The following is a 26,945-nucleotide window of genomic DNA, read 5'->3' as shown; positions in this document are numbered from 1 at the left end:
TATAAACGCCTTAAAGAGTTTGGGGCTTTCCACACGGAAAGCCCCAAACTCTTTAAAATCAGGTAAAAGATAGCAGGTTCTTAGAAATCACCCTTAGTCTTCTGCTGGGCATAATATTTATCCTGAATATCCTGATGGATACGACCACGGTCAGAAACCTCATAACCGTTATCTTTAGCCCATTGACGGATAGCAGCAGTTTCAGGATTACGCTTGGGCGCAGAAACAGAACGTGAACCCGCAGGACGACCAGGAGTGCGCGAACCTTGCACACGACGCGCCTTTGCAGCAAAAGGACGCACAGCATCACGCAAACGAGCAGCATTTGCGCTAGACAAGTCAATTTCGTACTGGCCACCATCAAGACCAAAACGCACAGTCTCTTCTGCGGGACCGCCGTCGAGGTCATCTTCAAGAATAATCTTTACCTTTTGAGCCATTACGTTTCTCCTGAGTTATCTAAACCGTAGCAAAGGACACCACTTAGAACAAAGAAAGAATTATTCTTCTCATTCTAAGAAACAGAATCCATATATATTTATATACTATATATCCCTTAGAAGAATAGCAATAAATACGAATAAGGTAAAAATAAATAGTGAAAAAACACTATTTTTATTTAACCTCAGTATCTTTTGACTGCTCTGAACCAAAAGGATCACGAGTACCCTTTGAACTCTTCACATTCTCATACCACTGCTTTGCGTCTTCTTCAATCCCACGTGCAGTAGCTCGCTCCGTCCTATCAGCACGAGTAATCCAACGCAAAATAAAAAAGAGAACAATACCCGCCCCTAAAGAAGGCATAATCGCAATAAGATAATCCATCACCGAACTCATTTCCTCATGAAAACTTTTCTCTAGAATAACGTGCTTATACAAAAACGTTGCCCACAGGAACTCCTGCAGGCAACGCTTTCACACAAATTTAATCAGCTTCTGGCTTCATCAACGGGAACAAAATAGTGTCTCGAATACCAACATTCGTAAAGAGCATGATCAGACGATCCACACCAAGACCAATACCGCCCATTGGAGGAGCACCATACTCAAGAGCACGCAAGAAATCTTCATCTAACTGCATCGCTTCATCATCTCCACCAGCAGCAAGAAGAGATTGCTCCGTCAAACGCTCACGCTGAATCACCGGATCAATAAGCTCCGAGAAAGCAGTGCCACGTTCCATACCACCAATAATCAAGTCCCAAGCCTCAATCAGACCCGGCTTATCACGGTGAGGACGAGCCAAGGGCTGAGCCGACGGCGGATAATCATACACAAAAGTAGGATTGAGCAACGTCGGTTCAACAATTTCACCAAAGAGCTCCACCACAAGTTTTTCAGCATCCCACTGAGGGTCTACGGAGATATCGTGCTTCTGAGCAATATCGCGAAGTACCTGAGCGGGAGTCTCCGGAGTAATCTCTACCCCAACAGCCTCAGACAGACCAGGATAGACTGCAACCCACTTCCATTCACCGCTTAAGTCAATAGTGCCTTTATCAGTTTCAATCTGGTAAATGCCTACAGCCTCAGCACAAGCCAAAATAATCTCACGCATACGCTCCGCCATCACAAACTGATCAGCATACGCTTCGTAGCATTCTAACGTTGTGAACTCTGGGCTGTGAGTAGAATCGACACCCTCATTACGGAAAACGCGCCCGATCTCATATACGCGCTCAATACCGCCAACCTGCGCACGTTTTAAGAAAAGCTCGGTAGCGATACGCAACGTCATATCTTGGTCAAACGCGTTCAGGTGTGTACCAAACGGACGCGCCGCAGCACCACCATGAATCAGCTGCAAGATAGGAGTCTCAATCTCAATATAACCGTGCCCATTCAGAACATCACGAATAGTTTGAGTAATTTTTGCACGCTTAATCACAAGCTCACGAGCCTCATCACGAACCATCAAATCGAGGTAACGCTGACGGACACGAGTCTCATCATTCAGTTCCTTATGCAACGTGGGCATAGGGCGTAACGCCTTAGAAGCCATCTGCCAAGAATCAGCCATCACAGAAAGTTCACCGCGACGAGAAGAAATCACTTCACCATGAACAAAAACATGATCGCCAAGATCAACTAAAGCCTTCCAATCAGCAAGGGCTTCTTCGCCTACACCGGCAAGAGAAATCATCGCTTGAATACGAGTACCGTTACCCTGCTGTAAACTTGCAAAGCACAGCTTACCGGTATTACGCACAAACACGACACGCCCAGCAATACCCACGATATCGCCGGTAGTATCCTCAGCGTTAAGCACACCGTCGTATTTTTCGCGGATAGCCTCAATAGTGGTCGTTACAGGCACACCCACGGGGTATGCTTCACGTCCTGAAGCAAGGATATCTGCACGTTTGCCCAAACGAATCTGCATCTGTTCAGACATATCTGCAATAACTGGCATTTCTGAAGAAACGCCCTTCTGATGATTAGTCACGTAAAAAACCTAACGTCTTTGAATATATAGCGGAAAAATTAGTTTAATTCCATGTTGTCAATGAGACGAGTCTGCCCCACATAGGCTGCCACGAGAGCCAAGACCTTTGATGAATCAGCTGCCGGAGGCTCAAAGGTTTCTGAATCAATTACTTCAAGATAATCTAAGCGCACACCTTCAACAGCGTCAATGCGTTCGCGAGCAGCGCTAATATCATCTTCAGTGAGCCCACGAGTAATCTGCTGTTCTCGAAGCATCGCTAATGTACGCGATAACACCAGCGCACGCTCACGATCTTCAGCACTCAAATATTGATTGCGAGAAGAAAGAGCTAAACCGTCATCAGCACGCACAATAGGCACCGGCTTAATCACAATATCGTGGTTAAAATCCTGAACCATACGCTGAATCAACGACACCTGTTGTGCGTCTTTACGACCAAAATATGCGTTGACAACATGATGACGAGCACCAGATTTAAGAATGTTAAAGAACTTATTGACAACCGTCAAAGCACCATCAAAATGCCCAGGACGTGTCTTACCTTCAAAAAGATTTCCGAGCTTCCCTGAAGACACCGTAATCAAAGGGGTGCCAGAAGGATACATTTGGTCGTTATCTGGGGCAAAAACAATATCGGCACCAGCTTCTTGAGCAACCTGAACATCTGATTCAAGGGTGCGTGGATATTTCTCGTAGTCTTCGCCAGGGCCAAACTGTAAAGGATTGACAAAGACTGAGACCACAACAACATCATTTTGTTCGCGAGCGCGACGGATGAGCGTGGCGTGTCCTTCATGTAATGCGCCCATGGTTGCCACATAACCCAATGTTACGGGTGTTGCGGGTTGTTCTTCTGTTGCCTGCTGGTGAGCTTGTTCTTGGGCTCGTTCAAGTGCTGAACTGACGCTTTGGCGAAGTTCATCAACAGAACGAATAATTATTGGACTACTCGTCACGGGGTGAAAGATCCTTTCATCATGTGCACTAAAACGTTAGCGTTGTAAGGCGTCTAGGACGCGTTCAAGCTGTTCATCACTCAATGCGCCTCGCGCGTGAGCTCTCTGCGCGGTGGCTTGAGCTAACGCTATGTACGCTATTGAGATATCTTCAGAGTTCTCTTCTTGTGCATACTGGCTAAGTTCTTGTGCGTGTGTGTGTACCGTCTGGATATCGGCTCGAGCTACTGGTCCTGTGAGCGTATTTTCGCCAGAAGATAACACGTTATCTAACGCTGCTTGAAGGAGCGGACGTAAATAGTGTGCAGGTTGGGGAACCCCAATAGATTCGAGAATTTGTAGTGATTGTCCAGTAATGGTCACAAGGTGGTTTGCCACATGTGCCAATGCCGCGTGGTACAGTCCACGGTCTGTTTCTGCAATAGTTACCGGTTCAGCACCCATCTCAACGCTTAGTGCCTGAGCAATAGGTAGAAATGGTGCCGGCCCTGTTACTGCGCAACAAGTATCTTGTAAACGCGCTAGGTCCAGAGATAGCCCAGTGAAGGTCATGGCCGGGTGAATTGCTAAACAAATTGCACCTTGTGCGGCAGCTGGTTCAAGAACCGAAATGCCGTGCATACCGGAGGTATGAAAAACGATTTGTCCGTTTTTCCAACCGACAGTATGCGCTATTCCTTCAACAACGGAAGTAATAGTATCATCAGGTACAGCAAGTAATACGACTTCAGCTTCTTGCACAATATCGGGGATGCTGCGAAGAGGAACGCCAGGTAGTAGCATCTCAGCACGTTCGCGAGAAGCCTCTGAGATGGCGTGTACCCCGACGATGGTATGTTGAGCGGCCCGTAGGGCGGCGCCGAGGACGGCACCTACCTTACCGGCAGATATCACACCAATTTTCATGCGGGCTGGTTGTGTAAAACTCACGGGTAACAGCTTACCCTAGTTGTTTCCTTAGATTCTGCCCTTATGCACACTTATCGGTAGACGTCACGATGAGTTTGCACAATTCTTTGGGCATCTTCGGCATGAATGTTCTTATTTGTGGCGGAAATAGGGCCCACAATAGTCCAAATGTTAACTGTGCGTGCCCCATAATGTCGTTCTAAAGGTGAAGAGCGCACATCAACAGATTGGATAAACTGGTAGGGGATGATGGAAAGCTTGTAGTACAAGACACCGTCACGAAGGATGAAATATTTATCGGTGAGGGTAAACCCTGCACGGCGGTACGATAGTGGACGTAGCCACCGGAGTTTTGCTACACGAGGACGAAAACCAGCCTCAGTACCTCGAGTTCCATGAGCGTAGAGAAGCCATCGGCCTGTTACCCGTTCCTCATGGACGGGGAGAACCATGTCTAAGATTTTTTCGAGTTCTTCACCTGTTGCAAGAACAACTAATTCTTCCGTAATTTTTTTATCGTTCATCATGTCTTTGATGCCGTAGCCGGCGACGTTGATTACGACTTTGTACCAGTTCAAAGATCGCCAGAGAACGCTCTGATTAATCTGTAGCCCTTGGATTCTTGATACGGGTACGCTCTGGGTCACGGTATCGAATAGTCCATAACGAATTTTAAGACCTTCAGGAGTATCTGCAATACGGAAATTATAGCGGCGGGCAAAAGTGTTAAATAGAGAGCTCGCAAAACCAAACAAAATGATGATGGACGTAATACTTGAGAAGAAGCCTACACCCACTTCTCGCAAAGTAACCACTATGAAAATGAGAAAAAGCAAAAGCTGGAATAGCACTTTCACGTCCAACAATAATGACGCGACAAGACGCTTGGGCGGAACTCTTAGAAGCTCTTGTTCTGAAGAATCCTCAACTGCCGTAGGCGTTGGGAGATTCTCCTGCTGTAAAAATTGTTGCAGTTTCTCTTCTTCCGAGAGCACTACGGTAGGTACGTCTTCTGATTCTTCTCGTGTGGGCGCAGAATGCTGAGACTGCTTAACGTCCGTTATTCTTTGGAGCAAAGTCGAACGTAATTGTTGAGCATGTTGGTGTTTGAGGAATTTAATCGAAAGAGCACTACCGTCTCCGTCCGCTACGTCAACTGTCATTTCTGATAGACCAAAAAGACGAGCGAGGAATGGGGACGTAATATCGATGGACTGAATTTTGTTGATATTTGCTTTACGGTTCTTTTTAACGAGAAGAACCCCCGTTTTAAGGTGAAAGAATTTTTCTCCAACAGCAAAGAATGTAAAGAACCAGCCAAGATACGTTACCCCATAATAAATCACCACAGATAACAGTGCCGGAACAAAAATTTTAGGGGTTGAAGTAATGAAAGTTAAAAAGTCTCGTAGAGACTCAAGCAAAGAAGTATCTGACTCTAAAAACCCCGATTCGAAGAGTTCTTTACCGGTAATCCATACGATCCACGCAAGAATAAACCAGCTTGAGGCAAGAGGACTCAGCGGGTGGGCACGTTTCCAATGAAGTTCTTCATCTGGTACTTGTTCGCTATTTTGAGGTTCGTCATGTGTGTTGTTCTTGGCATCATCGTGTCCAAGAGAAAAATTATGTTCTTGTGGTGTTTCGCTCATCGTTACTTCACCATCTGTTCTACGCCGTCTTGAGTCAGAATCTCTCGTATTTTTTCAGCTTCAGGTTGAGGAAGCCCCGGGATTTTTGCCTCTGTTCCAACAGAAGCTGTATGAAGCTCTAGAGAAGCGAGTTTAAAGATTCCTGACACGAGGCCAGAGGTAACGTCTACGTATTGCAAACGCCCATAAGGAACAGAGATGACTTTTCGCATCAAGATTCCTCGGGTGATAACGAGATGTCGTTCATCAAGGTGATACCCAATAGATTTGACGTAGCGAGGTGCCAGCAGAAGGTATGTCAGTTGTCCGAGGAAGAGAACGCCTAGGACTCCCAGAATAATAGGAAGTTTGAGGCCAGAGGAGAAGAACTCGTCTTCACGAAACATCCAGACAAGACCTGCGACACTCATAATGACCAGCAGGAAGATGGCCCTATTGATAAGGACAATCTTCACATAGGAGGGTGATACTCGTATCCACGGCCGCTGCTCAATATCTCCTATTGTTGAGTTCTGTTGAGTCATGAGAAGGTACCTCATTTTCTAGTGCCCATAATTTTAACTACACACTATCGAAAAGTAACCTGCATCTCAACCTTCAAAATAGTTATTAAATATCATCCTGACGTGCATATCCACGGCTATCACGCTCAAGAATGTGCTCGTCTTTAGGGGCATGATCGTCAGAATCAGAAGGTGGTATTTTACACAGATGCTCCACCCAAACACCGACACCACATAAAAGCGCACCGGCAAGAACATCAACAATCGACGTTACCAGCGGAGGCCATGCAGCACGAAGAGTGAACATATACAACTGGTACGAAAGCAATGCGCTATGCCAGCCAGCAATCATCACACCCGTATAGGCGCTAGATTGAGCCAGCACAACAGTACGAGCTGCCAAAAGAGGGTTCATTCGCCCAGCATCAACCCGCCGGTCTCGCTGACGAAAACGTGATACCTGAACACCCAACCACATCAAGGGGGCACAAATTATCACTGAAACGAGAAGACTCGAAGGTGAAAGCATCAGCTCTGCGCCACCCCAACGCACGCTCAGCGTATTAGCTAAGGCGCCAACCATAAAAGCACCAAGAAAAACACTGAGTAATACTCTCAGACGTAAAGACGTCATGCACAAACCACCGGTGCTTCACGAATTTCGCGGATACCATCACGATCTTCAGCTTTTTGCGCCAACTCAGCAACCGGCACACCTTGTAGCTCGGCAGAAGGGTCCATACGAAGCCACGGTTCTAGAACGAATGCACGCTCAGCAGCTCGAGGGTGAGGAATCGTCAAATCGGTCTGAGTCATCTGAATATTGCCGTATTCGATAATGTCGATATCTAGAGTACGAGGACCCCAATGAACCTCGCGTGTACGATGATGTTTCGTTTCTACGCTCTGCGTATACTCCAACAATTCAAAAGGACGTAAATCCGTCTCAATCTGAATCACTAGATTCAAAAAATCAGGCTGCCCGTCAGGCCCGCCCACTGCAGCAGTCACAGCAACCGGAGAAATGTTCTGTACAGAAATCTGCGGATGACTACACAAGTCTGCAATCCCCCTAATGAGGGTTTCTTCTCTATCTCCCATATTTGAACCAAGAGCGAGGATGGCAGTTACACTCATTTTTTCTCCCTGAAAATCGTCACCGATACATCCGAAAAAGTCACTTCAATAGGAGCTTTCGGTTTATGCACGGTTATCTCAACGGCAAGAAGAGGGAAATGTTCTAACACTTCTTGCGCAATTTTTTCCGCCAATGTCTCAATCAAATCGACAGGCTCTCCCATCACCACATCACGAATAGTTTCAGCGACTTCAGCATAATTTGCTGTCTGCGTAACGTCATCGTCAGCAACAGCTCGTGAGAAATCGGTGAACATCGTAATATCCACAAAGAACGGCTGACCAGTTTGCCTCTCACTATCGAGAACGCCGTGATACCCAACGCACCCAACACCATTGAGGGTGATACGGTCTGCGGTACGATACGCAGAGGGCACAGCTTGTTCTGTAATAGTGCGGTACTCCGTCACAATGTTCCTTTGTTCGGCAGTATGGGGTATTACCGTCTCCTATTATCCACTGTTCCTGAGCATACTTAGTGTTGTTTGTCGCCACATTGAACCCCGTCAACATGTCAACGAACCCCCTCTTCCGCACCATTGCAAGGTTTTAAAGTTAAAAAACGAACTAAATGCGCTTGGAATAGAGGTTAAGCTCACACATGTTTTTAGGTCAAAAACACCTCATGTCGCTTCATCCATACAAAAACATCACATTTCCGAAGAATACGCTCTCACTTGTTGAACAACAGCAAGAGCATCAGCGCTAGAGCGAACATCATGAACCCGCACACCCCACGCACCATTTAACGCAGCAATAACACTCAGCGCTGCCGTCGCCGCATCACGCTCATCAACAGCACGACCCCGAGGCTCAACACCCAGGCGTTCAGCACGCTGACAATCTTCAACCTCCAATAAACGCCCTAGAAAGCGCTTACGAGATCCAGCAATCAATAGCGGATGCCCCAGCTCTCGAAAACGTGTCATCGACGCACACAACTGCCAATCTTGCATACCAACTTTTGCGAAACCTAAACCAGGATCAAGAATGATATTCTTCGACGCCACTCCCCCAGAAAGAAGACGATCACGCAAAGAACGAAGCTCAAAAAACACTTCATCAACAACATCCTCATAGCTGGCACAATCATTCATCGTCGCAGAAGTGCCACGAGCATGAGTCAAAATATAAGGAACATCCAGTGACGCAACCGTATCAATCATCTGCTCCGAAAGATTCATTCCCGAAACATCATTAATAATGTCTGCACCAGCTTCAACCGCAACACGAGCCGTATCGGGATTAAGCGTATCGATACTCAAAAAAGCAGGAATATCACGTAATTTCTCAAGAACAGGCAAAATACGACGCTGTTCCTCAACACTTGAAATACGAGTAGAACCAGGTCGAGTTGATTCACCACCAATATCAATAATCGTAGCGCCATCTTCAACCATACGGTATGCATGGTCTACTGCTTCTTGCAACGTATAGTGTTCACCACCATCCGAAAAAGAATCAGGAGTGACATTCAGAATACCCATCACATGAGTACCAGAAGAAGCAAACACAGAAGACACCACAACGCCCACTTTCTAAAAATTTATCGATAGCAACTAAAACATACAGACACCACAAGAATACGCACAAGTACACACCGCATAAGGGTGAGGGCACCTACGATATTTTCGTAGGTGCCCTCACCTTTGCATCGGCAGAAGATTCTTCACAAACTTCCGGAACTACGAGCGAGAACTATTAATCAAGCTCATTGCCTCAGCACGAGTTGCCTCAGCACGTAATTGACCGCGCACAGCACTCGTCACCGTCTTAGCACCCGGTTTACGAACCCCGCGCATTGCCATACACATATGTTCAGCTTCCACAACAACAATCGCACCAGCAGGACGTAGATACTTTTCAATAGCATCTACAATTTCCGTTGTCATACGCTCTTGTACCTGCGGACGTTTAGCGAATAAGTCCACGGTACGAGCCAACTTTGAAAGACCCGTCACTTGCCCAGAATCCCCCGGGATATAGCCCACATGTGCCTGACCGAAAAACGGTACAAGATGATGCTCACACGTAGAATAAAACGGGATATCCTTCACAAGCACTAGTTCTTTATGGTCAATATCAAAAGTCGTCCCCAGAATATGGCCGGGTTCATCGTGCAAACCAGAGAACATCTCTGCATAGGCACGCCCCACTCGAGCAGGGGTGTCGACAAGACCCTCACGATCGGGGTCTTCCCCAATCGCTAATAGAATCTCGCGAACAGCTGCTTCAATACGAGGCTGATCCACTGCCATTAGCGTGCACCACCCCAAGGACTTTCATCTGGGCCTTGAGCACCGTTATCATTGCCCATACCAGGAGCGGGGTCTACATCTGTCACAGGCTTCTGAACCGGAGAAGAATCCGTATCAATCACAGGCTGTTGAACAATAGGCTCATTCTCTTGCGAATCTTCTGAAGAACCGTCCACCTCGCTAGGAGCCTTTACTGGGGGCAAAGAAGAAGGTTCACGAGTTGTTTTAGAGTACCAATGTGAACGCTCAGGACGTTTACGAACATCCTTGAAAATCTCTGCAATCTCTTTCTCAAGAAGAGTTTCTTTCTCAAGAAGAGCATAGGCAAGACGATCCAAAACATCTCGGTTCTCGGTCAGAATCTCAAAGGCCTCATCATGAGCGTTCTCAAGCAAAGCAGCAACTTCTTGGTCTACCACATAAGCAAGTTCATCCGAGAAGTTATTGCCTCCACCAGCACCACCGCCAAGGAACGGATCAGACTCACGAGCAGCAAGACGAACAGAACCGATACGTGAGCTCATGCCGTACTCGGTAACCATCTTACGAGCTGTTTCAGTAGCTTTTTGAATATCATTCGAAGCACCGGTCGAAGGATCGTGGAAGACCACTTCTTCTGCTGCACGTCCGCCCATGGCGTAAGCCATCTGATCAAGTAGCTCATGGCGAGTTGTCGAATATTTGTCGTCCTCAGGCATCACCATGGTGTAGCCCAACGCACGCCCACGAGGAAGAATCGTAATCTTTGTTACTGGAGAAGAATTACGCAAAGCAGCCGCAACCAAGGCGTGTCCGCCTTCATGATAAGCGGTAACTTTTCGTTCATGTTCTTTCATAATACGAGAAGAGCGCTGAGGCCCAGCCATCACACGATCAATAGCCTCATCAATGGCACGCTCATCAATCACGTTTCCACCATCACGAGCTGTCAACAAGGCAGCCTCATTCATGACATTTGCGAGGTCGGCGCCGGTAAACCCAGGGGTTCGTTTCGCCACAGAAGACAGCTCTACACGGCGGTCAATAGGCTTACCCGCCGCGTGCACCTCGAGAATACGCTGACGACCCTTCAAGTCAGGAGCATCCACTCCAACTTGACGGTCAAAACGGCCCGGACGCAACAAAGCAGGGTCTAACACATCAGGTCGGTTCGTTGCAGCAATCACAATGATATTTGAGGTTCCGTCAAAACCATCCATCTCAACAAGAAGCTGGTTTAGAGTCTGCTCACGCTCATCGTTACCGCCACCCATACCGACACCGCGTTGGCGACCTACAGCGTCAATTTCGTCAACGAAAATGATGGCAGATTTATGGTTCTTAGCCTCTTTGAAGAGGTCTCGCACACGAGAAGCACCCACGCCCACGAACATCTCCACAAAGTCAGAACCAGAAATAGAGTAGAACGGAACTCCAGCTTCCCCAGCAACAGCTTTCGCAAGAAGAGTCTTACCGGTACCGGGAGGGCCATACAAGAGAACGCCCTTAGGAATTTTTGCGCCAAGACGAGTAAATTTCTCTGGTTCAGCAAGGAACTCACGCACTTCTTCAAGCTCCGCGAGAGCTTCATCAACACCGGCAACATCAGAGAACCGTACGGTCGGGTTGTCTTTATTGAATTTCTTTGCACGAGACTTCGAGAAATTCATAATCTGAGAGCCGCCAGAACTGACTCGAGACATCAAGAACCAGAACAATAAAGCAATCAGAACAAAAGGTGCAAAGAATGTCAGTAACGAAGTAAACCAGTTATTCTGTACAGGCTGATCGGTGTAACTCTTCAGTTTTCCATTATCCACAGCCTGAACCACATCACCAGCGCGAGCATTTACGAAATAGAATGTGACATTCTTTCCGAGATTCTGCCCCTTAGGAGTGGAATAGTCGTCTTTAAGCTCTAAATCTACACGCTGATCGCCATCATAGATTTTCGCGCTCACAGCTTTATCGTTCTTCAATAACTCTAAGCCGACATTCGTATCGACACGGTTTGAACCGTTAAACATCGAGGTAATCGAAAAAGTCGCGAAGATGGCTAAAGCGAGCACCACCCAGAACCATGGTCCTGAGATGAACTTGCTGAAGAACCCTTTATCTTCTTCTGGGTTCTTATTGGTTTTTTGCGCCAATGCGGTAATCCTCCAAATATGGGTGACTACCCGTCTAGTAGAAGCACGAGGCAACCACTATAGGGGCAGAGGTTATTCTGCACATTAATGTACAGGTGAAACCTGTTAAGTTCCCGTTCAGTCAGGTGCGTTCCCCTCAAGGCTAAAATTTTACGGTGCGAGCGAGCGTACTATTTTTACCTCGTTCGCACCGTACAAGAGGAGAATCTTAGGTGTATTTAGGAATAGACGTGCGGAGCTAAAGTCGCAATACAGTCCAAGTTACGGTAGCGTTCTGCAAAGTCTAAACCGTAACCAATCACAAATTCAGGGTCGATATCCCAACCAACATATTTGCACTGAACATCAGTTTTAACGCATGTTGGTTTACGCAGAAGAGCACAGATTTCAACGGAGTTTGCACCACGAGAAATGAGATTCTGTTGAAGCCACGCAAGAGTAAGCCCAGAATCAATAATGTCTTCGACAATCAGAACATCACGTCCAGTCAAGTCGGTGTCAAGGTCTTTGAGAATACGAACAACACCAGAAGACTTTGTTCCAGAACCATAAGAAGAAACAGCCATCCAGTCCATGGTGTAATGGGTGCTCAATGCTCGTGAGAGGTCTGCAACCACCATAATTGCACCTTTGAGAACACCTACCAGAAGAACTTCTTTACCTGCGTAATCTTTATCAATCTGTGCAGCGAGTTCTTTAATCTTTGCGTCAATATCTTCTTTGGTGAAAAGAACGTGTTTGATATCGTCCTGTACGTCTTCTGCCTTCACGATTCCTCTAATCCTTTGTGATTGATATGGGGGCTGTAGAAAATTAGTGTACCGTCTAGCAGATAGCTGCGCTAAAGCAAACCGGCACCTAAACATGTTTTTCTCGGTATTCGTTCTTTAAGTATGGAGCTTACACGGTGGTGAGTAAAACAATAACCCCAGTTTCTTTCAAAAGAATCTCTTTTTTCTCTGCAGATGAACGAAGTTCCACTGTAACTTTCGCAGGTGGACGGCGACGGTAAGCACTCACCTTACCTGCCAGCTGTATAGGGCCAGCAATAGTGTGACCGCACAAGAGTTCTCCTAATGCTTGTAAACGTTCAAAACTTGGATTTTCTCCGCCCAAAGAACGAACAGCCAAAGATAATACTCGATGCTGTAACGCTGGATGTTCTTGACTCAACGCATAACGGTTAATCACTACGACACCCTGCATATTAGTCTCAGTAGGAAGGTTCAAAGATTCAACTCCACCTACCGCCGAGAGTTCAAGCTGTACCCGAGCAAAAACTCTCTCAGCTTCTTCTTCAAGATACTGTGCGTCAGGGCCACTAATAGCAGCAGTACGGGCCAATGAGAGAGCAACAGAACCACCTAAATGCTCTTCCAAAAAAGGAAGAATACTATGACGGACCTTCGCTCTCATAAGGCTCTGGTCGAGGTTCGTAGGGTCATACCACGGGTCTAAACACTCAGCAACACAAATTTGTTCGACCTCATACCGACGTAAATTCAGCAGAGGACGGAGATAATTCACACCATGGTGAACACGCACCGGACTCATCCCGCCTAAAGATTTTGTACCCGACCCTCGCGCTAAACCAAGAAGCACTGTCTCTGCCTGATCGTCTAACGTATGTGCAAGCATAATTCCTTGTGCACCAGTTTCTTTAACGGCATCTTCAAACGCCGCATATCGCGCAATACGTGCCGCCATTTCAGGTCCCTCATGGTCAGCGTCAACAGTAACAGAACGTACAAGCACCGGAGACAATCCCATATCACGGCATGTTTGTGCAGCCTGTGCAGCGACTTCGTCAGAGCCTGTTTGAAGCTGATGATCAACAATTATTGCACCGATACGTATCTCACCACGACGTACAAAGTGGGCTGCCAATGACGCTAACGCCAAAGAATCAGGGCCACCAGAACAACCCACCAAAAAAAGTGGAGGATTCTCTTGTGGACGCGCTTTACCTGAAGCGTGAATAAGTGTTTGTCCCAAAAAATGATTGATGTTTTGTTCAAGAAGGGTGCGTGCGCGTCCTACTGCCGGATGTAAACGTCCTCGTCGTCCGTTTTGCATGAGTTATTCTCCTGCCCAAGGGATGACGCGTTCCGTTGACGCTAACACCCTATCAATCCACTGCTGGGGGTGATGTATTTCTTGTTCAGTAGGAAGATTCTCAGGGCGTTCCCACATCATATTGAAACGCTCCATACCCTGAGCGTCCACAATGTATTGAACGAATTTTTGTCCGTCTTTATATTGTTGAAGTTTTCGTTCCATGCCAAAGAGTTTTTGCACTATTTTGTGGAAGAAGGTGTGTGTTTGGCTGCGACGGTTAAACCGTTGGCGAATAGTTTTGATACTAGGAACTACTGATGCGTCAATAGAGTCCATGACAACGTTAGCGTGACCTTCAAGAAGACTCATCACAGCAGTTACCTCAGAAAGCGTCTTATGGGCAGAATCGTTAAGAGCCAAAGAATTTGCCTCTGATTGAGAAGAAGTAGAGTGACCCAAGGAAGTTTTCGCTGTATGGATAACATGACCAAAGAGCTCTTCAGTGTTCGACCCTAAATCTGAAGATAGGCGGTGCACGAGTTGAAGGATATACTCATCAAGCCACGGCGCAGCGGCAAACTGCACACGGTGTGTTTGTTCGTGCAAACAGACCCATAGTCTAAAATCTTCGGGATCGAGGTGAAGTTCTTCCTCTAGTGCAAGGATATTGGGGGCTACGAGCATGAGCCGTCCACCCGATGCCCCGTACCCGGCGCGGGCAGCGTATGGTTCGTATTGTCCTAGTACTCGTGTGGAAAGATAAGCGAGCACGGCACCAACTTCAGTTGCTGTTGCATAGCTGACTAATGTTTTTTGGGTTTTTGTTAGTTTCTTCATCTTCTGTGCTAGACGTGAAGACGGTTCGGTGTTAAGCATGGTTGAGAATGCTTGTGTGTTTGCTTTAGACCATGTGGGGCGGTCTACAACGAGAACTTGTGAGTCTGTGAGCTGGTGAGCTACCTCAAGTTGAGTGATACGGTGTACGTGCTCCACTGACATTAAAGCCGCATAACGGATACTTTCTACAGCACGAGTCATCTCTTGAACTGTTTTTTGAGGTCCAGCAGGTACAAGCTGAGCAGCAACTTGGGCTGCTGTATCCCAAGCTACAAGGTGAGAAAGAGTATTTTTTTGAGTCATTGTTCTTTACTCTATACCACAGTTTTCTCATCTTTCTTATCCTTTAGTTCTTCACTCAACACACGTTGCACGTTTCAGAAAGATGTTGATTGTTCAAGGTATCTGCTTGCTGTAGTTCTTTCCATAAGGCGGCTTATCTCTGGCAACAGAGGCGAACCTTAGAAAAGTTTTACTCGTTTTATATCGTCTATAAATAAAGAGGTGTCATGGACAAGATACATGTTCTTGCCCATGACACCTTATAGGTTTTGGTTAGAAGTGCTTAACCTCTAACGCATGAATTTATGCGTTGTGGCGGTCGATAGCTTCCTGAACCATTTTTTCTGCAGCTTCGCGGCCTTCCCAGCCTTCACCTTTAACCCATTTACCGGATTCGAGGTCTTTGTAGCGTTCGAAGAAGTGCTGAATTTCTGCTTTGAGCTGTTCAGAAACGTCTTCAAGTTCTTGGATGTGGTCATAGCGTTTATCGGCAGGAACGCAGAGAACTTTTGCATCTCCGCCAGCTTCGTCAGTCATATTGAAGACTGCGATAGGGCGAGCTTCAACAACAACTCCGGGGACAACGTCAACGTCGAGGATGACCATTGCGTCCAGTGGGTCGCCGTCTTCACCAAGGGTGTTATCAAAGTATCCGTATGCGGTGGGGTACTGCATTGAGGTGAATAGAACACGGTCAAGGCGTAGACGTCCGGTTTCGTGATCGATTTCGTACTTTACGCGTGAACCGCGATTGATTTCGAGGGTGACGTCAAGTTCCATGAGGTCTCCTTATATGTTGTGAGTTGGGGCGTACCTGTTGCAGGTACGTTTAGCATATCGGTGTACAGTCTAACCTAGACATGAGATATACCTGAGTTTTTACGGCTATTCTCTTATAGTCTAACGTTCGTGACTTTTGCTGGTGAATAGTGTTGGGAGAATATATGAATGGTGAGGAATCTATGTCTTCGTCAGAGACATCAAAGAAACGTCAATGGATATTACCTAGCGTTTTAGGTGTTGCAACGCTAAGTGTTGGGGCGTGGGCAATTCCTCACGTACAGTCAGCCCATACTTTAGCTGATGGTGCAACGTCTTCGTATGTTAGCCCTCAGCCTGTTCAGATTCCTTCTGCTGTTCATTCTTCAGTAAGCTCTCAAACAGCGACTCTTACGCAAACTCTTGACCAGATTTTAGACTCTTTACCTGACGGTAATGTGACGGGATTAGTGATTGATAAAGATTCGGGTGAAGTGCTCTATCAGCGTGGTGCTGAACAGCAGAGGGTTCCAGCATCTAACCTGAAAATTCTTGTCGATTATGCTCTTCTTCAGCGGGTTGATCCGACCGCACGTTATGAAACAAGTGTTCGTCGTCAAGACCATGTATTGACTCTTGTAGCGGGCGGAGACACTCTTTTAGGAACTGGTTTATCGCGCCCTGACGATGTTGTAGGTCATGCAGGTTTAAGGACGCTTGCTCAGAAAGTAATTCAGGGGCTATCACAGGGGTCTTCTCATTATCGTGTCAATCTTGATACGTCTATCTATCAGGGGCCTTCGGTTAATCCGGCGTGGGCGCAAGGAGATATTGATGCTGGGGAGGTCTCTGCAGTCAGCCCTATTGCGTTCTACTCTCATTATTCTCCTGATGCTCAGGGGAAGGCTTCTCGTTCCCGACCGGCACAAGCAGGACAGGAAGTACACCGTTATTTTGTGTCTTTACTCAACGAGTTAGGTGCGCAGAAAAATCTAAGTTTCTCTATGGGGGAGGAAACAAACGCACCAGAACATTCAGAGGTTCTTGCTCAGGTGAGTTCGGCAACGGTTGCTGAGCAGGCAGCGTATATGATGCAACATTCAGATAACATGTTGGCAGAGACTTTAGGACGTAATCTTGCGGTTTCTTTAGGTCGTGAAGGCTCTTTTGAGCAAGCACGTACCTCAATTCAAGAGACCTTAGAACAAAATGGTATTGATACGACGGGGTTTCATCCGGTAGATATTTGTGGTCTTTCGGGTGATAACAAAGTCACCAATAAGATGATTGTTCAGGTACTTGAAGCTATTGCTGACTCGTCTTCTCACACGACATTGGCGTTAGACGGTTTTCCGGTTGCTGGTGGTTCGGGTACGTTAGCTTCACGTTTTGGTGCTGCTGATACAAGGCAGGCACAGGGATATGCGCGTGCGAAGACTGGAACTTTATATTCTGTGATTTCTTTATCGGGTTATGCACGTTCTGCTTCCGATAAAACTTTGGTGTATTCGTTTATCACTAATGACATCAACGATATTGGTGGGGCTAAAGAAACGTTGGATCGTGCGGTAGCTGTTTTAGTCCAGCGTTAGGTGCGTTAAACACGTCAAGCTTTGGGTGTGAACCAATATTGGTTCACACCCAAAGCTTTATATGGATGAAGTTTTGTACCGTGTCTTAGCTTTTGAAGGCGCGTACACGTCCTGTGCGTGAATGCCAGGCGATGGTGTAGCCTTTGCTGAAACGCTGGTGCACTTCAATACCGTGGCGATATTCTCCGGTGACGGGGTATCCGTATCCGCGTTCGTAGTCATTGCGGCTCCATTCTGCGGAGATTGCACCGTATTCGAGGATGGGGTGCGCGCCGTAGCGTGGGTGCCACATAATTTTGGTGACGCGATTTCCTCGTTTGAATCGCTGGTATGCGCCACCACCGATGAGCCCGCCTGTTTCGTACATGAGGGGGTATCCTAGGACGTTTTCTTCACCGTGTCGTGCCCAGTACCGACCAATATCACCTTCAAAGTGCACTGGGTACGCGCCGGTGTCTGCGGTCCAAAGGAATTGGGAGATGTTGCCGTTTTTACTGTAGTTCTGGTAAATGCCCCCTTCGACGAGTCCACCTTTTTCGTTCATGATGGGGACGCCGAATCGAGCTTCGCCGCCGCCGTTATGGTAGCTTGCACCGATTCCGCCTTTGATGGCGTAGGTTGGCTGTGTGGATTGTGTTGCGATACGGCTTCCGCCAGCGATAGTGGGTTGAATGTCTGATGGTCCACGTCCACGTTCGTAGCGGTAGATTCCGACGTTTCCGAGGACTCGCCAAGGGAGTCCGCGTCCGTTACCGTAGCATAGTCCGATTCCGCAGGTGTTTGCTTGTGGAGCAAGAATTGCGGCGCGGTGCGGCGGTGAGCTCTTCCAGAATGCTAGAAGTTGGCTGATATCCCCGTTGTAGGATAGTGCGATGACTTCGCGCACAAAGCTGTATCCGCGCACTTTGGGGTTGTACATGAATTGGGTGCCATGCGAGAAGTAGCCCTGAATAAATTGGCGCCGAGCTTCTATGTCCATCACGGATGCAACGGTTGCTGAATGTTGCAGGGGTTGGAGCCCGTATTGTGCGCGATATTGGTTGATGAGGTTGAGTAAGCGCTGCGCATCTGCATTTCGGTATGCGGTGCTTACTCGTCGAATATCGCTATAAGCGGCTTGGGCAGCGGTGCTACCTAGCGCTGTTGCGCCGAGTCCCGCAAGAGCAATTTTTCCTACCTGGCGTCGGTTAGGAAGAAGACTCTTGAGAGAACTGAGTTCTGTATTTGACATGTCTTTCTCCGATGGCGATCTTTTGGAATGCTGTAATAACGGACAATGTGCGTACACAACTTTATAGAATCGTTATCAAATTCTATGGATATTTTATGGTTTTTTGTGATTTTTGTGTCCATATTTTCGATAATTCACAGGATTCGAACACTGCTTAGCGTCTCTATATTTCAATTAAAAATCTGTGCTATATATGCGTTTTCTTGCACAAATACACAGATGGCTTAGTTTGCCATTATGGCTAACGAGGGGCACATTTGAGAGAAATTCACAGGTTTTGTTCGATAATTAGATGCGCTTTCTTGGCGTTTCGTTCACCGCTATTCACAGCTTTTCGAAAATCAATTCAGAATATGAGATATATTCGATTATTTATTCGAACATTAGATATATTCATCCGTACCATTGCATTCTTAATCGACATAAAAGCAATTAAATGAAAAATATGTATTTTATTAATATCTCACCTAAAAATTTGACTTTGACCTGACAAGCTCATTCCCACAAGACGTTGTTACCTAAGTATTTACCGCCCATTTACCGACCTTTAAAACAACAATATTTTTGCCACGCAACGACACAATTCCCTGCACCCACTGACGAATACACAGGTTTTGGCACTACCCCCACAGCACAAACCACGACCGCTAAAATCAGTACAACAAGACCACAAGCTCGTCCACGAACAGGCACCCTCATAGCACGAAAGACACCATGAGTTCAGAAGAGTTCCAAGAACACACCCCATACCTATTTCACCAAGAAAACCTCACCATAATCCTTGGAAAATCAGCACAGCTAGCAACCATTAAAGAACTCATACACTCCACCCAAACACCCACCACAACAACATACTGGGGGCAACACGCATCAGAAGAACTCATCACCTCACTCGCCACACCCCTGACCAGCCAAAATTTCTGGGAGACAATCACAGAAGGGCTCCTTCTGCAAACCCATTGGCCCACACATCCAGAGGGAACCCTCTACTACCCCACCACGCCCCCATGGCTCAACAACGCACCATCATGGGAATATGACCCCATCTGTCCACCTGACGGGCCGGGGGCCCTCGGAGGCTGGATACATCTGAAAGGACCCACACTGCCAAACCACCAACTCGCCCTCTTCCAACTCACAGACGAAAACTCATTCTGGATTTTCAGTTCAGCAAAAACGCTCCAACACATACTGCAACTATGCAAAGACATCGCACCCATAAGAGAACATTTCGAATACGCCACAGGCTATCTCGGCGATGACGCACAATACCAGTGCATAGCACTACCCATTACCTGTAGACATATCCTCGAAGACGAACTCACCCTCCAAGGAAAACACTACGACTCCTTTTTCTGGGAGTAAGCTACGCCTCTTTTAAGCGCAAAGACTGGCATACTTAACTCGTGTATGTTTTGACCTTTATTCGCCGCAAAGGCGCAAAAGCTCTTCCCCTCGAAGAGCTCTGCGAAAAACTCAACGCTCTAGAACCGTTCGTCCCATTCACCAAAACCTACCCCGACGAAGTACAAGGCGCGTTCGATCACCCAGAACATGCAACACGAGCGTTCCTACTCGGGTCCCTCTACAACGGGTACTGGATTGGTATTGGGGTGGGAGGGCTACGCGTCCCACGATTTGCGATGGCTCTCGGCGCTATCGGCACACCAGAATGTTCCGGAGACGCTATCAGCTACTCACGTCTTGCCGTAGAACAAGCACCCACCGGAGCACCCTCAAAATGCGTTGTGGTACTTGGTAACGACCAAAAACTTTCACAACATGCCACAGGTATTGCACGATTGCTCTATCGAGTCTGCTCAGAACGCTCAGAAGCCGAAAACCGCGTCATATCCTTACTCATCCCAGGTGTGCGAGGGCAGCAAAAGGCAGTAGCGCAGGCGCTCGGTATCAGTTCACAAGCAGTCAGTAAAACACTAGTTAGAGCACAATGGCATGAACAGGAAGCAGCGTTACCAGTACTTCAAGAGCTCCTCAGCTCTATCCATCGGCTGACGCCAAAGCATTAGAACTCTTACGAACGTCGTGGCAAAGAACAGGTAGATCCGGGAAGACGCCAGCGATTCTCTGCGATGAGAGCGTACACTTTTTCAGCAGGTAAACGTCCTATAGGAGACAGAAAATACCGTCCTAGAAGTTGTAAAGAACGACGTTGGCTCGTCTTCAGAACAAGTCCCACGGCAATCACACCATAGGTCGTATGTCCGTTATCTGTTACAAGTGGAATAGCTCGAGAAAAACGTTGAGGGTCAACCTTCGAAGAAAACTCCTCATCGCTCCAGGCCGGAAGAATGTCAGCACGTACCTCTTGCTGAGCAAGCCAATGGCCTGCTTGAGTGCAAATACCACAGTCAGGGTCATAATAGAGTTTCATACAGTATCGCCTAAGAAAGAAGCGTCGCTAAAGTACGTGCTACGCCATCATCATAGACACTAGTAGTGACCTCATCAGCAACAGCAATCACTTCCTCAGGGGCTTGTCCCATGGCAACTCCACGAGCTGCCCAATGTAACATCTCTTTATCGTTGTGCCCGTCCCCAATAGCAATCGTATGCGCGGGGTCTATGCCGAGGGTGCGTCGTAGCTGCTCTAGAGAGGATGCTTTTGACACACCGTGTGCAGCGATATCTAACCATGCGGTCCAGCCGACGGCATAGTTTACTCCATGAAGACCTGCAGCATAAATAGCTTTTTTGAAGGTTTGAGGATCAACATCCTCAGCAAAAACGACAACACGGGTGGCTTCACGATGTTCGAGAAGATCTGTTTTTGTTACAGGAATCGATGATGCGCCAAAAGATCCGTCTTCAAAATCGTCTGTTGCATAAATATCGCCAGAGATGGTCTCCAACGCCATCTGAGCATAAGGAAGTTTCTCCTGTAATAAGCTCAATGCGCGCTGTGGGTTAAATGCCACACTATCAATGACGTGGTAGCCGCCATTTTTGTCAGAGAGCTCGAGCGTAACCGCACCGTTAGAGGCCACCATATATCCTTCGGCGATACCAAGCTGTTGTGCAATGGGAAGTGCTGCTTGACGAGAACGCCCCGTCGCGATAATTACGGCATGACCAGCTGAGATAACATCTTGAACAGCTTTTTTAACGGCCTCGCTTAAGGTCCCGTCGTGATGCACCAGAGTCCCGTCAATATCTATGGCAATCAAGTAGCGGGTATTCGGTTCAAGAACCCAGCTACTTGAGACAGGCGGGTGGACTCGTAGGTTTTCCATCATAGTTTCAGGTGTCTTTTCTTATGGTGGGTTCAAGGTAAAAATAGCGGTCGTTCAAAGACTCTACCCGCTCAATAGGCTACCCATCATACTGGAGTATTAGCGAGTATTCTCTCCTGTTAGTATATTCCTATGTCTCTTTCTGATTTATCTGAAAGCACCCAAAACTATCTTAAAGAAATCTGGGGAATATCGGAGTGGTCTCAGCACGTCGCAACGACAACATTACTTGCACAAAAAACAGGTAATCGGCCTTCGAGTGTTTCTGACGCGCTCAGAAGGTTGGCGAATGCTGGTCTCATTTCGTATCGCCCATATGCTCCAATTGAGCTAACAGAGCTAGGGAAAAAATATGCGGTGTCGATGGTTCGTCGACACCGCCTTTTAGAGACGTTTCTTGTGCAGGTTCTCAACTACCCTATTGACAAAGTTCATGATGAAGCAGAGGTGTTAGAACATGCTGTCTCAGATATCATGATTGAACGTATTGATGCGTTATTAGGACATCCCACTCGCGACCCTCACGGAGATCCTATCCCTGCCGAAGACGGTACGGTAGATAACCCAGAACAGAGCACCCTCACAGACTATCTTCTAGAACATTGCTGCCAAGATCCACAGCGCCTCAGAATAGAACGTGTTAGTGATAAAGATGCCAAGATTCTCAGCTTTTTTATTCAACACCAACTCGTTCCAGGAAAGACTATTCTTGTACGTGGCAGCAGGAACCTAGAAGATATACAAGTTCGCCATGAAGGTTCAGCAAAAAGTATTGAACTTAACTCTGAGCAAGGGAAGAAGATTTTTGTGATTGAGTGCGAATCTTAGTGTAGATACGCTCTGAGATGAAGACTGCCGCAAACATGACTCCTTGAGTAAGCACCACTGCCCCACCAGGAGAAATATCAACATAGTAACTAATGTATAGTCCGCTAATAGAGCCGACTAATGCAAAAGTCACTGAGTAGCACAGCATTGTTGTGAATTTATTTGTCAAAAGACGTGCGGTAGAACCTGGAATAATCAGCATTGCAACCACCAAAATAACACCAACAACTTGCAACGCAACAACAGATGTTAACGCCAGCGAAAACAACAAAATACCCGATAACAAGCGAGTAGATAGACCAATAGCGGCAGCGTATGAAGGATCAAAAGCGTAGAGAGTAAGATCTTTACGTTTGTAGAGTAAAACGCCTGTGACAAGAGCAGCTAGCACACACACCTGAGTAAGGGCAGCGACACTAACACCAAGAACGTTACCGTAGATGATTTCGTTCAGGTCAATGTGTGAAGGTGTTACAGAAACCATCACAATACCTAAAGCGAAGAGTGTCGTGAAGACAATACCCATGGCAGAGTCTTGACGAATCTTTCGATGAGAACCGACAGCCCCGATGAGCATCACCGCCACTAATGCTGTGACAAGTGCACCAATCGCAAAAGGAATTTGAAGAATATAGGCAAAGACAACACCAGGTAGCACAGCATGAGATATAGCGTCCCCCATCAAAGACCAACCCACAAGAACCAACCAACAAGAAAGCACTGAGCAGACTAGTGCTGCAACGATAGTTACAGCAAAAGCGCGCTGCATCAGCCCTAGGCTAAGCGGGGAAAGAAGAAAATCAAGCATGACAGTTTCGCTTTCTGTCCGCATTGTTGGTTGGTTAATGCGGGCTGGTTTATGAGGGGGAAAAGAAAAGTTACTGGGGTGATAGAACGTCCGTACCAAAAACCTTCATGAGGTTTTCGGGGCGGAGAACTGTTTCGACATCAGCATGAGCAAGCACTGTGCGTCGCAACAGAATTGCTTCGGTTGCTAACTGGCTCAAAGAGCTTAAGTCGTGGGTAGAAACGAGGATAGTTGCCCCATCTTGTGCTAACTCATTGAGGAGACTAACAATCATCTTTTCAGAACGCTTATCGACCCCTGCAAAGGGTTCGTCAAGCAAGAAAATGTTTGCTCCTTGCGCCATCGCACGCGCAACAAAAGCTCGTTTCCGCTGACCTCCCGAGAGTTCACCAATTTGGCGTTCTGCGAGGTCTGTAAGTTCTACACGTTCTAATGCCCGTGCAACCGCCTGTTTTGCTTGAGTATCGAGGCGGCGAGTTGTTCCGAGTCGCCAGTATGTTCCCATTGAAACCACATCACGAACAGATACCGGAAAGGTGAAATCTATTTCTTCGCTTTGAGGAACATAACTGACGACTCCAGTTGAACGCGCCTGTTGTGGGCTATGACCGTCAAGGGTAACAGTACCTGTACAGTCACGATGTACTCCCATCATGGTTTTGAAAAGGGTTGATTTTCCTGATCCATTCATCCCAATCAAACCGCAAATACGTCCTGGTTCGACGCTAAAGTTAACGTCGTCGAGGGCGTGGACGGAACCATAATGGGCAGAAACCCCAGTAACTTTGATGGCGCTCATAATATTTTTTTACTTTTCCTGAGTTAGAGCTTTAGAGATGGTCTGTGCATCGTAGGTGATCAGGTCTAGATAGGTCGGAACAGGTCCACCCTCTTCAGAGAGGGAGTCTACGTACAGTGTTCCACCAAAAGGTGTTCCGGTTTCGGTAACAACCTGTTGCATGGGGTTGTCAGAAACGGTGGATTCGCAGAATACTGCAGGGACTTTTTTGTCTTTGACGAATTCAACAACTGATTCGATTTGTGAAGGTGTTGCTTGAGCGTCAGAATTTACTGCCCAGATGTATTTTTCTTGAAGTCCTGCGTCTTTAGTGAGGTAGGAGAAAGCTCCTTCACAGGTGACGAGTGCTCGTTGTTCTTCGGGGATAGTGGAGATACTTGCGACGAGGTCGTCATGTACTTTTTGTAGTTTTTCTTGGTAAGCGGAGGCGTTGGCGCGGTAGTCAGACTCGTGTGCTGGGTCGAGTTTTACGAATGCGTCAGCGATATTATCGACATATTTCTTGGCGACGAGCGGGCTCATCCATGCGTGAGGGTTTGGTTTACCAGCATAAGCGTCTTCGGTAATGCTGATTTCTGGGACGCCTTCACTAACTTTGACGTGGGGCGCATCGGTGTTTTGAACAAATTTTTCGAACCATGTCTCGAGGTTTAGTCCGTTGTCGAGGATGAGATCTGCTTGGGTTGCTTTTTCGATATCACCGGGGGTTGGTTCGTAGCCGTGGATTTCTGCGCCAGGTTTGGTGATGGATTTGACCTCTAGGTGGTCACCAGCAACGTTTTGGGCGATGTCTTGAAGAACGGTGAAGGTGGTAAGAACCTGTGGTTTGCCGCTGGATGCTGATGCTTCTGCGCTGCTCTTTGCGGAGGGAGAGCCTGCACCACCGCAGGCACTAAGGAGCAAGACTGCTGAAGTGCACAGAGCTAGGAATTTAGGTGATTTTTTCACGATGAATACCTTTCACATCATGAGGTTTGATAAGGCTACGCCTTGTGTTATCTGAGAGTTAGAAGTCTGTGTGTATTGACGAGTATAACTTAAATGTTCGTCTAGACGAACATTTTTCGAGGGTGTCCCGATAACACCTCATATACAACAAAAGAGGTAGCCCTTGAAAACCAAGAACTACCTCTTTAATGAGCCATAAAAATAGCAAACACTACTGAACGACAGGAATAACCTCTAGCCCACCCATATATGGGCGCAAGGCCTCAGGAATACGGACAGAACCGTCCTGCTGCTGATGTGTTTCTAGAATGGCGACAAGCCAACGAGTTGTTGCTAGCGTTCCGTTGAGCGTAGCTACCGCACGAGTGCCACCCTTCTTCGTTTTACCAGAAGAATCAACAGTGTCAGCAAGACGTTCACGAATGTTCAAGCGACGAGCCTGGAAGGTTGTGCAGTTTGATGTTGAGGTTAGCTCACGGTAGGTACCTTGGGTAGGAACCCATGCTTCGCAGTCAAATTTACGAGCAGCAGAAGATCCGAGGTCTCCAGCGGCGGTATCAATAACACGGTAAGACAGCTCGCACTTTTGAAGCATCTGCTCTTCCCATTTCAGAAGCTGAGCGTGCATATCTTCAGCCTCTTCTACGGGGCAGTACACAAACATTTCAGCTTTATTGAACTGGTGCACACGAATAATTCCACGAGTGTCTTTTCCGGCAGAACCAGCTTCACGGCGATAGCAAGAAGACCAACCGAGGTATTTCTTTGCACCCTGGGAGAAGTCAATAATCTCGTCAGCATGGTAACCTGCTAGGGCAACTTCCGAAGTGCCAACGAGGTATAAATCGTCGCGTTCTAAACGGTAAATTTCGTCATCGTGCTTGACATTAAAACCTGTACCATTCATTGTTTCTGGACGCACGAGGGTAGGTGTTGTCATCATGGTGAACCCATCAGAAACAGCTTGATCCAGAGCCATGAACAAGAGGGCTTGCTCTAGACGGGCAACGTGACCTTTGAGGAAGTAGAAACGAGAGCCAGAGACTTTAGCCCCACGCACCATGTCAATACCGTCTACTAGTTCACCAATCTCGAGATGGTCACGAGGAGAGAAACCTTCTGCTTCAAAGTTTCGAGGTTCACCAACGGTCTTGAGAACAACGTAGTCATCTTCTCCACCAACAGGAACACCGTCAATAACGAGGTTTTCCATGCGAGTGAGGAGTTCTTCTTGCTGAGCTTGTGCCTTTTCGGAAGCTGTTTTTGCTTGGGCTACACGTTCAGATAGTTCTTTGACCTCAGCAAGCAATGCCTGTTTTTGCTCCCCTTGAGCCTGAGCGACCTTCTTGCCGAATGTTTTCTGTTCAGCGCGCAGATTCTCAAATTCAGTGATGCTAGAACGGCGGGTTGCATCAGCTTCAAGAATCTGGTCTACCAAAGACTCATCAGCGCCACGTTTACGCTGCGATTCACGGAATAGGTCTGGGTTTTCACGAAGAAGGTTAATATCAATCACGGTATAAATTTACCGCAATTACTGCGGGTTCGCTCAA

General features: G+C 47.2%; 28 protein-coding genes. 4 read left to right on the top strand and 24 right to left on the bottom strand.

The window, feature by feature from the left end; genetic code table 11:
• Positions 1 to 80: 80 nt before the first annotated feature.
• From ACN08W_RS01030 to ACN08W_RS00950, 17 genes are all read right to left on the bottom strand, one after another.
• A complete protein-coding gene (locus tag ACN08W_RS01030) occupies positions 81 to 440 on the bottom strand; it encodes a histone-like nucleoid-structuring protein Lsr2 (protein WP_419103142.1) in 360 nt (119 codons plus the stop codon).
• 175 nt (positions 441 to 615) lie between these two features.
• Positions 616 to 828: a hypothetical protein gene (locus ACN08W_RS01025; protein ID WP_419103219.1), complete on the bottom strand. Its 213-nt coding sequence runs from the start codon at positions 826 to 828 to the stop codon at positions 616 to 618.
• A 100-nt stretch (positions 829 to 928) separates the two neighbouring features.
• Positions 929 to 2,416: a lysine--tRNA ligase gene (lysS, locus tag ACN08W_RS01020; RefSeq protein ID WP_419108655.1), complete on the bottom strand. Its 1,488-nt coding sequence runs from the start codon at positions 2,414 to 2,416 to the stop codon at positions 929 to 931.
• A gap of 71 nt (positions 2,417 to 2,487) precedes the next feature.
• Positions 2,488 to 3,408 carry a pantoate--beta-alanine ligase gene (panC, locus tag ACN08W_RS01015; RefSeq protein WP_419103143.1) on the bottom strand — a complete coding sequence of 307 codons (921 nt, stop codon included), beginning with the start codon at positions 3,406 to 3,408 and terminating at the stop codon, positions 2,488 to 2,490.
• Between the two features lie 36 nt (positions 3,409 to 3,444).
• Positions 3,445 to 4,338, bottom strand: coding sequence for a Rossmann-like and DUF2520 domain-containing protein (locus tag ACN08W_RS01010; protein WP_419106665.1), 894 nt, complete (start codon positions 4,336 to 4,338; stop codon positions 3,445 to 3,447).
• Positions 4,339 to 4,388: 50 nt separating this feature from the next.
• Entirely contained in the window at positions 4,389 to 5,969 is a 1,581-nt protein-coding gene (locus ACN08W_RS01005; protein WP_419108574.1) for a PH domain-containing protein, read from the bottom strand.
• A 2-nt stretch (positions 5,970 to 5,971) separates the two neighbouring features.
• Entirely contained in the window at positions 5,972 to 6,493 is a 522-nt protein-coding gene (locus ACN08W_RS01000) for a PH domain-containing protein (RefSeq protein ID WP_419103146.1), read from the bottom strand.
• Positions 6,494 to 6,578: 85 nt separating this feature from the next.
• The gene (locus ACN08W_RS00995; protein ID WP_419106667.1) at positions 6,579 to 7,106 is read right to left on the bottom strand and encodes a DUF3180 domain-containing protein; all 528 of its coding nucleotides are present in this window, start codon (positions 7,104 to 7,106) and stop codon (positions 6,579 to 6,581) included.
• A complete protein-coding gene (gene folK / locus ACN08W_RS00990) occupies positions 7,103 to 7,609 on the bottom strand; it encodes a 2-amino-4-hydroxy-6-hydroxymethyldihydropteridine diphosphokinase (protein WP_419106668.1) in 507 nt (168 codons plus the stop codon). The genes ACN08W_RS00995 and folK overlap by 4 nt, the downstream gene beginning before the upstream one ends.
• Complete coding sequence (folB, locus tag ACN08W_RS00985; protein WP_419103149.1) at positions 7,606 to 8,019, bottom strand: dihydroneopterin aldolase; 414 nt, start codon at positions 8,017 to 8,019, stop codon at positions 7,606 to 7,608. Before folB ends, folK begins: the two co-directional genes overlap by 4 nt.
• Positions 8,020 to 8,259: 240 nt before the next feature.
• The gene (gene folP / locus ACN08W_RS00980; RefSeq protein ID WP_419108573.1) at positions 8,260 to 9,135 is read right to left on the bottom strand and encodes a dihydropteroate synthase; all 876 of its coding nucleotides are present in this window, start codon (positions 9,133 to 9,135) and stop codon (positions 8,260 to 8,262) included.
• Between the two features lie 159 nt (positions 9,136 to 9,294).
• Positions 9,295 to 9,867: a GTP cyclohydrolase I FolE gene (folE, locus tag ACN08W_RS00975; protein WP_419103151.1), complete on the bottom strand. Its 573-nt coding sequence runs from the start codon at positions 9,865 to 9,867 to the stop codon at positions 9,295 to 9,297.
• Entirely contained in the window at positions 9,867 to 11,996 is a 2,130-nt protein-coding gene (ftsH, locus tag ACN08W_RS00970) for an ATP-dependent zinc metalloprotease FtsH (protein WP_419103152.1), read from the bottom strand. Before ftsH ends, folE begins: the two co-directional genes overlap by 1 nt.
• A gap of 218 nt (positions 11,997 to 12,214) precedes the next feature.
• On the bottom strand, positions 12,215 to 12,766 hold the full coding sequence (gene hpt / locus ACN08W_RS00965; protein WP_419103153.1) for a hypoxanthine phosphoribosyltransferase: 552 nt from the start codon (positions 12,764 to 12,766) through the stop codon (positions 12,215 to 12,217).
• A 130-nt stretch (positions 12,767 to 12,896) separates the two neighbouring features.
• Positions 12,897 to 14,072, bottom strand: coding sequence for a tRNA lysidine(34) synthetase TilS (tilS, locus tag ACN08W_RS00960; protein ID WP_419103154.1), 1,176 nt, complete (start codon positions 14,070 to 14,072; stop codon positions 12,897 to 12,899).
• 3 nt (positions 14,073 to 14,075) lie between these two features.
• Entirely contained in the window at positions 14,076 to 15,194 is a 1,119-nt protein-coding gene (locus ACN08W_RS00955) for a zinc-dependent metalloprotease (RefSeq protein ID WP_419108572.1), read from the bottom strand.
• A gap of 282 nt (positions 15,195 to 15,476) precedes the next feature.
• Positions 15,477 to 15,953 carry an inorganic diphosphatase gene (locus ACN08W_RS00950; protein ID WP_419108571.1) on the bottom strand — a complete coding sequence of 159 codons (477 nt, stop codon included), beginning with the start codon at positions 15,951 to 15,953 and terminating at the stop codon, positions 15,477 to 15,479.
• Between the two features lie 182 nt (positions 15,954 to 16,135).
• Between ACN08W_RS00950 and dacB the strand changes: the two genes are divergently transcribed.
• Positions 16,136 to 17,524 carry a D-alanyl-D-alanine carboxypeptidase/D-alanyl-D-alanine-endopeptidase gene (dacB, locus tag ACN08W_RS00945; RefSeq protein WP_419106672.1) on the top strand — a complete coding sequence of 463 codons (1,389 nt, stop codon included), beginning with the start codon at positions 16,136 to 16,138 and terminating at the stop codon, positions 17,522 to 17,524.
• Between the two features lie 85 nt (positions 17,525 to 17,609).
• Here dacB and ACN08W_RS00940 read toward each other — a convergent pair whose 3' ends face one another.
• On the bottom strand, positions 17,610 to 18,755 hold the full coding sequence (locus tag ACN08W_RS00940) for a CAP domain-containing protein (protein WP_419108570.1): 1,146 nt from the start codon (positions 18,753 to 18,755) through the stop codon (positions 17,610 to 17,612).
• A 714-nt stretch (positions 18,756 to 19,469) separates the two neighbouring features.
• On the opposite strand from ACN08W_RS00940, the gene ACN08W_RS00935 reads away from it, so the two are divergent.
• Together ACN08W_RS00935 and ACN08W_RS00930 are read left to right on the top strand one after the other, a co-directional pair.
• Positions 19,470 to 20,120 (top strand): hypothetical protein, encoded by a 651-nt coding sequence (locus tag ACN08W_RS00935; RefSeq protein WP_419108569.1) that lies wholly within the window; start codon positions 19,470 to 19,472, stop codon positions 20,118 to 20,120.
• A 41-nt stretch (positions 20,121 to 20,161) separates the two neighbouring features.
• A complete protein-coding gene (locus ACN08W_RS00930) occupies positions 20,162 to 20,785 on the top strand; it encodes a recombinase RecJ (protein ID WP_419103159.1) in 624 nt (207 codons plus the stop codon).
• Positions 20,786 to 20,790: 5 nt separating this feature from the next.
• Here the strand turns inward: ACN08W_RS00930 and ACN08W_RS00925 are convergent, their stop codons facing one another.
• Both ACN08W_RS00925 and ACN08W_RS00920 read right to left on the bottom strand, forming a co-directional pair.
• The gene (locus tag ACN08W_RS00925) at positions 20,791 to 21,150 is read right to left on the bottom strand and encodes a thiol-disulfide oxidoreductase DCC family protein (protein WP_419108568.1); all 360 of its coding nucleotides are present in this window, start codon (positions 21,148 to 21,150) and stop codon (positions 20,791 to 20,793) included.
• Between the two features lie 10 nt (positions 21,151 to 21,160).
• On the bottom strand, positions 21,161 to 22,012 hold the full coding sequence (locus ACN08W_RS00920) for an HAD family hydrolase (RefSeq protein WP_419108567.1): 852 nt from the start codon (positions 22,010 to 22,012) through the stop codon (positions 21,161 to 21,163).
• Between the two features lie 129 nt (positions 22,013 to 22,141).
• Here ACN08W_RS00920 and ACN08W_RS00915 point away from each other — a divergent pair, with 129 nt between their 5' ends.
• Positions 22,142 to 22,837, top strand: coding sequence for a metal-dependent transcriptional regulator (locus ACN08W_RS00915; RefSeq protein WP_419108566.1), 696 nt, complete (start codon positions 22,142 to 22,144; stop codon positions 22,835 to 22,837).
• Here ACN08W_RS00915 and ACN08W_RS00910 read toward each other — a convergent pair.
• The 4 genes from ACN08W_RS00910 to serS all read right to left on the bottom strand — a co-directional run bounded on the left by ACN08W_RS00910 (position 22,788) and on the right by serS (position 26,908).
• Complete coding sequence (locus ACN08W_RS00910) at positions 22,788 to 23,669, bottom strand: metal ABC transporter permease (RefSeq protein ID WP_419108565.1); 882 nt, start codon at positions 23,667 to 23,669, stop codon at positions 22,788 to 22,790. The genes ACN08W_RS00915 and ACN08W_RS00910 overlap by 50 nt on opposite strands.
• 46 nt (positions 23,670 to 23,715) lie before the next feature.
• Positions 23,716 to 24,444, bottom strand: a complete 729-nt coding sequence (locus ACN08W_RS00905) for a metal ABC transporter ATP-binding protein (protein WP_419108564.1) — start codon at positions 24,442 to 24,444, stop codon at positions 23,716 to 23,718.
• Between the two features lie 9 nt (positions 24,445 to 24,453).
• On the bottom strand, positions 24,454 to 25,392 hold the full coding sequence (locus ACN08W_RS00900) for a metal ABC transporter substrate-binding protein (RefSeq protein WP_419103165.1): 939 nt from the start codon (positions 25,390 to 25,392) through the stop codon (positions 24,454 to 24,456).
• A gap of 211 nt (positions 25,393 to 25,603) precedes the next feature.
• Positions 25,604 to 26,908: a serine--tRNA ligase gene (serS, locus tag ACN08W_RS00895; RefSeq protein WP_419103166.1), complete on the bottom strand. Its 1,305-nt coding sequence runs from the start codon at positions 26,906 to 26,908 to the stop codon at positions 25,604 to 25,606.
• Positions 26,909 to 26,945 lie beyond the last annotated feature (37 nt).

Source organism: Rothia sp. CCM 9419 (genome assembly GCF_048512815.1).
Classification (GTDB): domain Bacteria; phylum Actinomycetota; class Actinomycetes; order Actinomycetales; family Micrococcaceae; genus Rothia.
The sequence above is the reverse complement of the archived record's forward strand: the minus strand, read 5'-3'. Positions and strand labels throughout refer to the sequence as shown.

Excerpts from the sequence above, each read along its gene's own strand:
- ACN08W_RS01030 (WP_419103142.1), bottom strand. The coding sequence starts at position 440 with ATGGCTCAAAAGGTAAAGATTATTCTTGAAGATGACCTCGACGGCGGT.
- ACN08W_RS01025 (WP_419103219.1), bottom strand. The coding sequence starts at position 828 with ATGGATTATCTTATTGCGATTATGCCTTCTTTAGGGGCGGGTATTGTT.
- lysS (WP_419108655.1), bottom strand. The coding sequence starts at position 2,416 with ATGCCAGTTATTGCAGATATGTCTGAACAGATGCAGATTCGTTTGGGC.
- ACN08W_RS01005 (WP_419108574.1), bottom strand. The coding sequence starts at position 5,969 with ATGAGCGAAACACCACAAGAACATAATTTTTCTCTTGGACACGATGAT.
- ACN08W_RS01000 (WP_419103146.1), bottom strand. The coding sequence starts at position 6,493 with ATGACTCAACAGAACTCAACAATAGGAGATATTGAGCAGCGGCCGTGG.
- ACN08W_RS00995 (WP_419106667.1), bottom strand. The coding sequence starts at position 7,106 with ATGACGTCTTTACGTCTGAGAGTATTACTCAGTGTTTTTCTTGGTGCT.
- folK (WP_419106668.1), bottom strand. The coding sequence starts at position 7,609 with ATGAGTGTAACTGCCATCCTCGCTCTTGGTTCAAATATGGGAGATAGA.
- folE (WP_419103151.1), bottom strand. The coding sequence starts at position 9,867 with ATGGCAGTGGATCAGCCTCGTATTGAAGCAGCTGTTCGCGAGATTCTA.
- tilS (WP_419103154.1), bottom strand. The coding sequence starts at position 14,072 with ATGCAAAACGGACGACGAGGACGTTTACATCCGGCAGTAGGACGCGCA.
- ACN08W_RS00955 (WP_419108572.1), bottom strand. The coding sequence starts at position 15,194 with ATGACTCAAAAAAATACTCTTTCTCACCTTGTAGCTTGGGATACAGCA.
- ACN08W_RS00950 (WP_419108571.1), bottom strand. The coding sequence starts at position 15,953 with ATGGAACTTGACGTCACCCTCGAAATCAATCGCGGTTCACGCGTAAAG.
- dacB (WP_419106672.1), top strand. The coding sequence starts at position 16,136 with ATGTCTTCGTCAGAGACATCAAAGAAACGTCAATGGATATTACCTAGC.
- ACN08W_RS00940 (WP_419108570.1), bottom strand. The coding sequence starts at position 18,755 with ATGTCAAATACAGAACTCAGTTCTCTCAAGAGTCTTCTTCCTAACCGA.
- ACN08W_RS00935 (WP_419108569.1), top strand. The coding sequence starts at position 19,470 with ATGAGTTCAGAAGAGTTCCAAGAACACACCCCATACCTATTTCACCAA.
- ACN08W_RS00925 (WP_419108568.1), bottom strand. The coding sequence starts at position 21,150 with ATGAAACTCTATTATGACCCTGACTGTGGTATTTGCACTCAAGCAGGC.
- ACN08W_RS00920 (WP_419108567.1), bottom strand. The coding sequence starts at position 22,012 with ATGATGGAAAACCTACGAGTCCACCCGCCTGTCTCAAGTAGCTGGGTT.
- ACN08W_RS00915 (WP_419108566.1), top strand. The coding sequence starts at position 22,142 with ATGTCTCTTTCTGATTTATCTGAAAGCACCCAAAACTATCTTAAAGAA.
- ACN08W_RS00910 (WP_419108565.1), bottom strand. The coding sequence starts at position 23,669 with ATGCGGACAGAAAGCGAAACTGTCATGCTTGATTTTCTTCTTTCCCCG.
- ACN08W_RS00905 (WP_419108564.1), bottom strand. The coding sequence starts at position 24,444 with ATGAGCGCCATCAAAGTTACTGGGGTTTCTGCCCATTATGGTTCCGTC.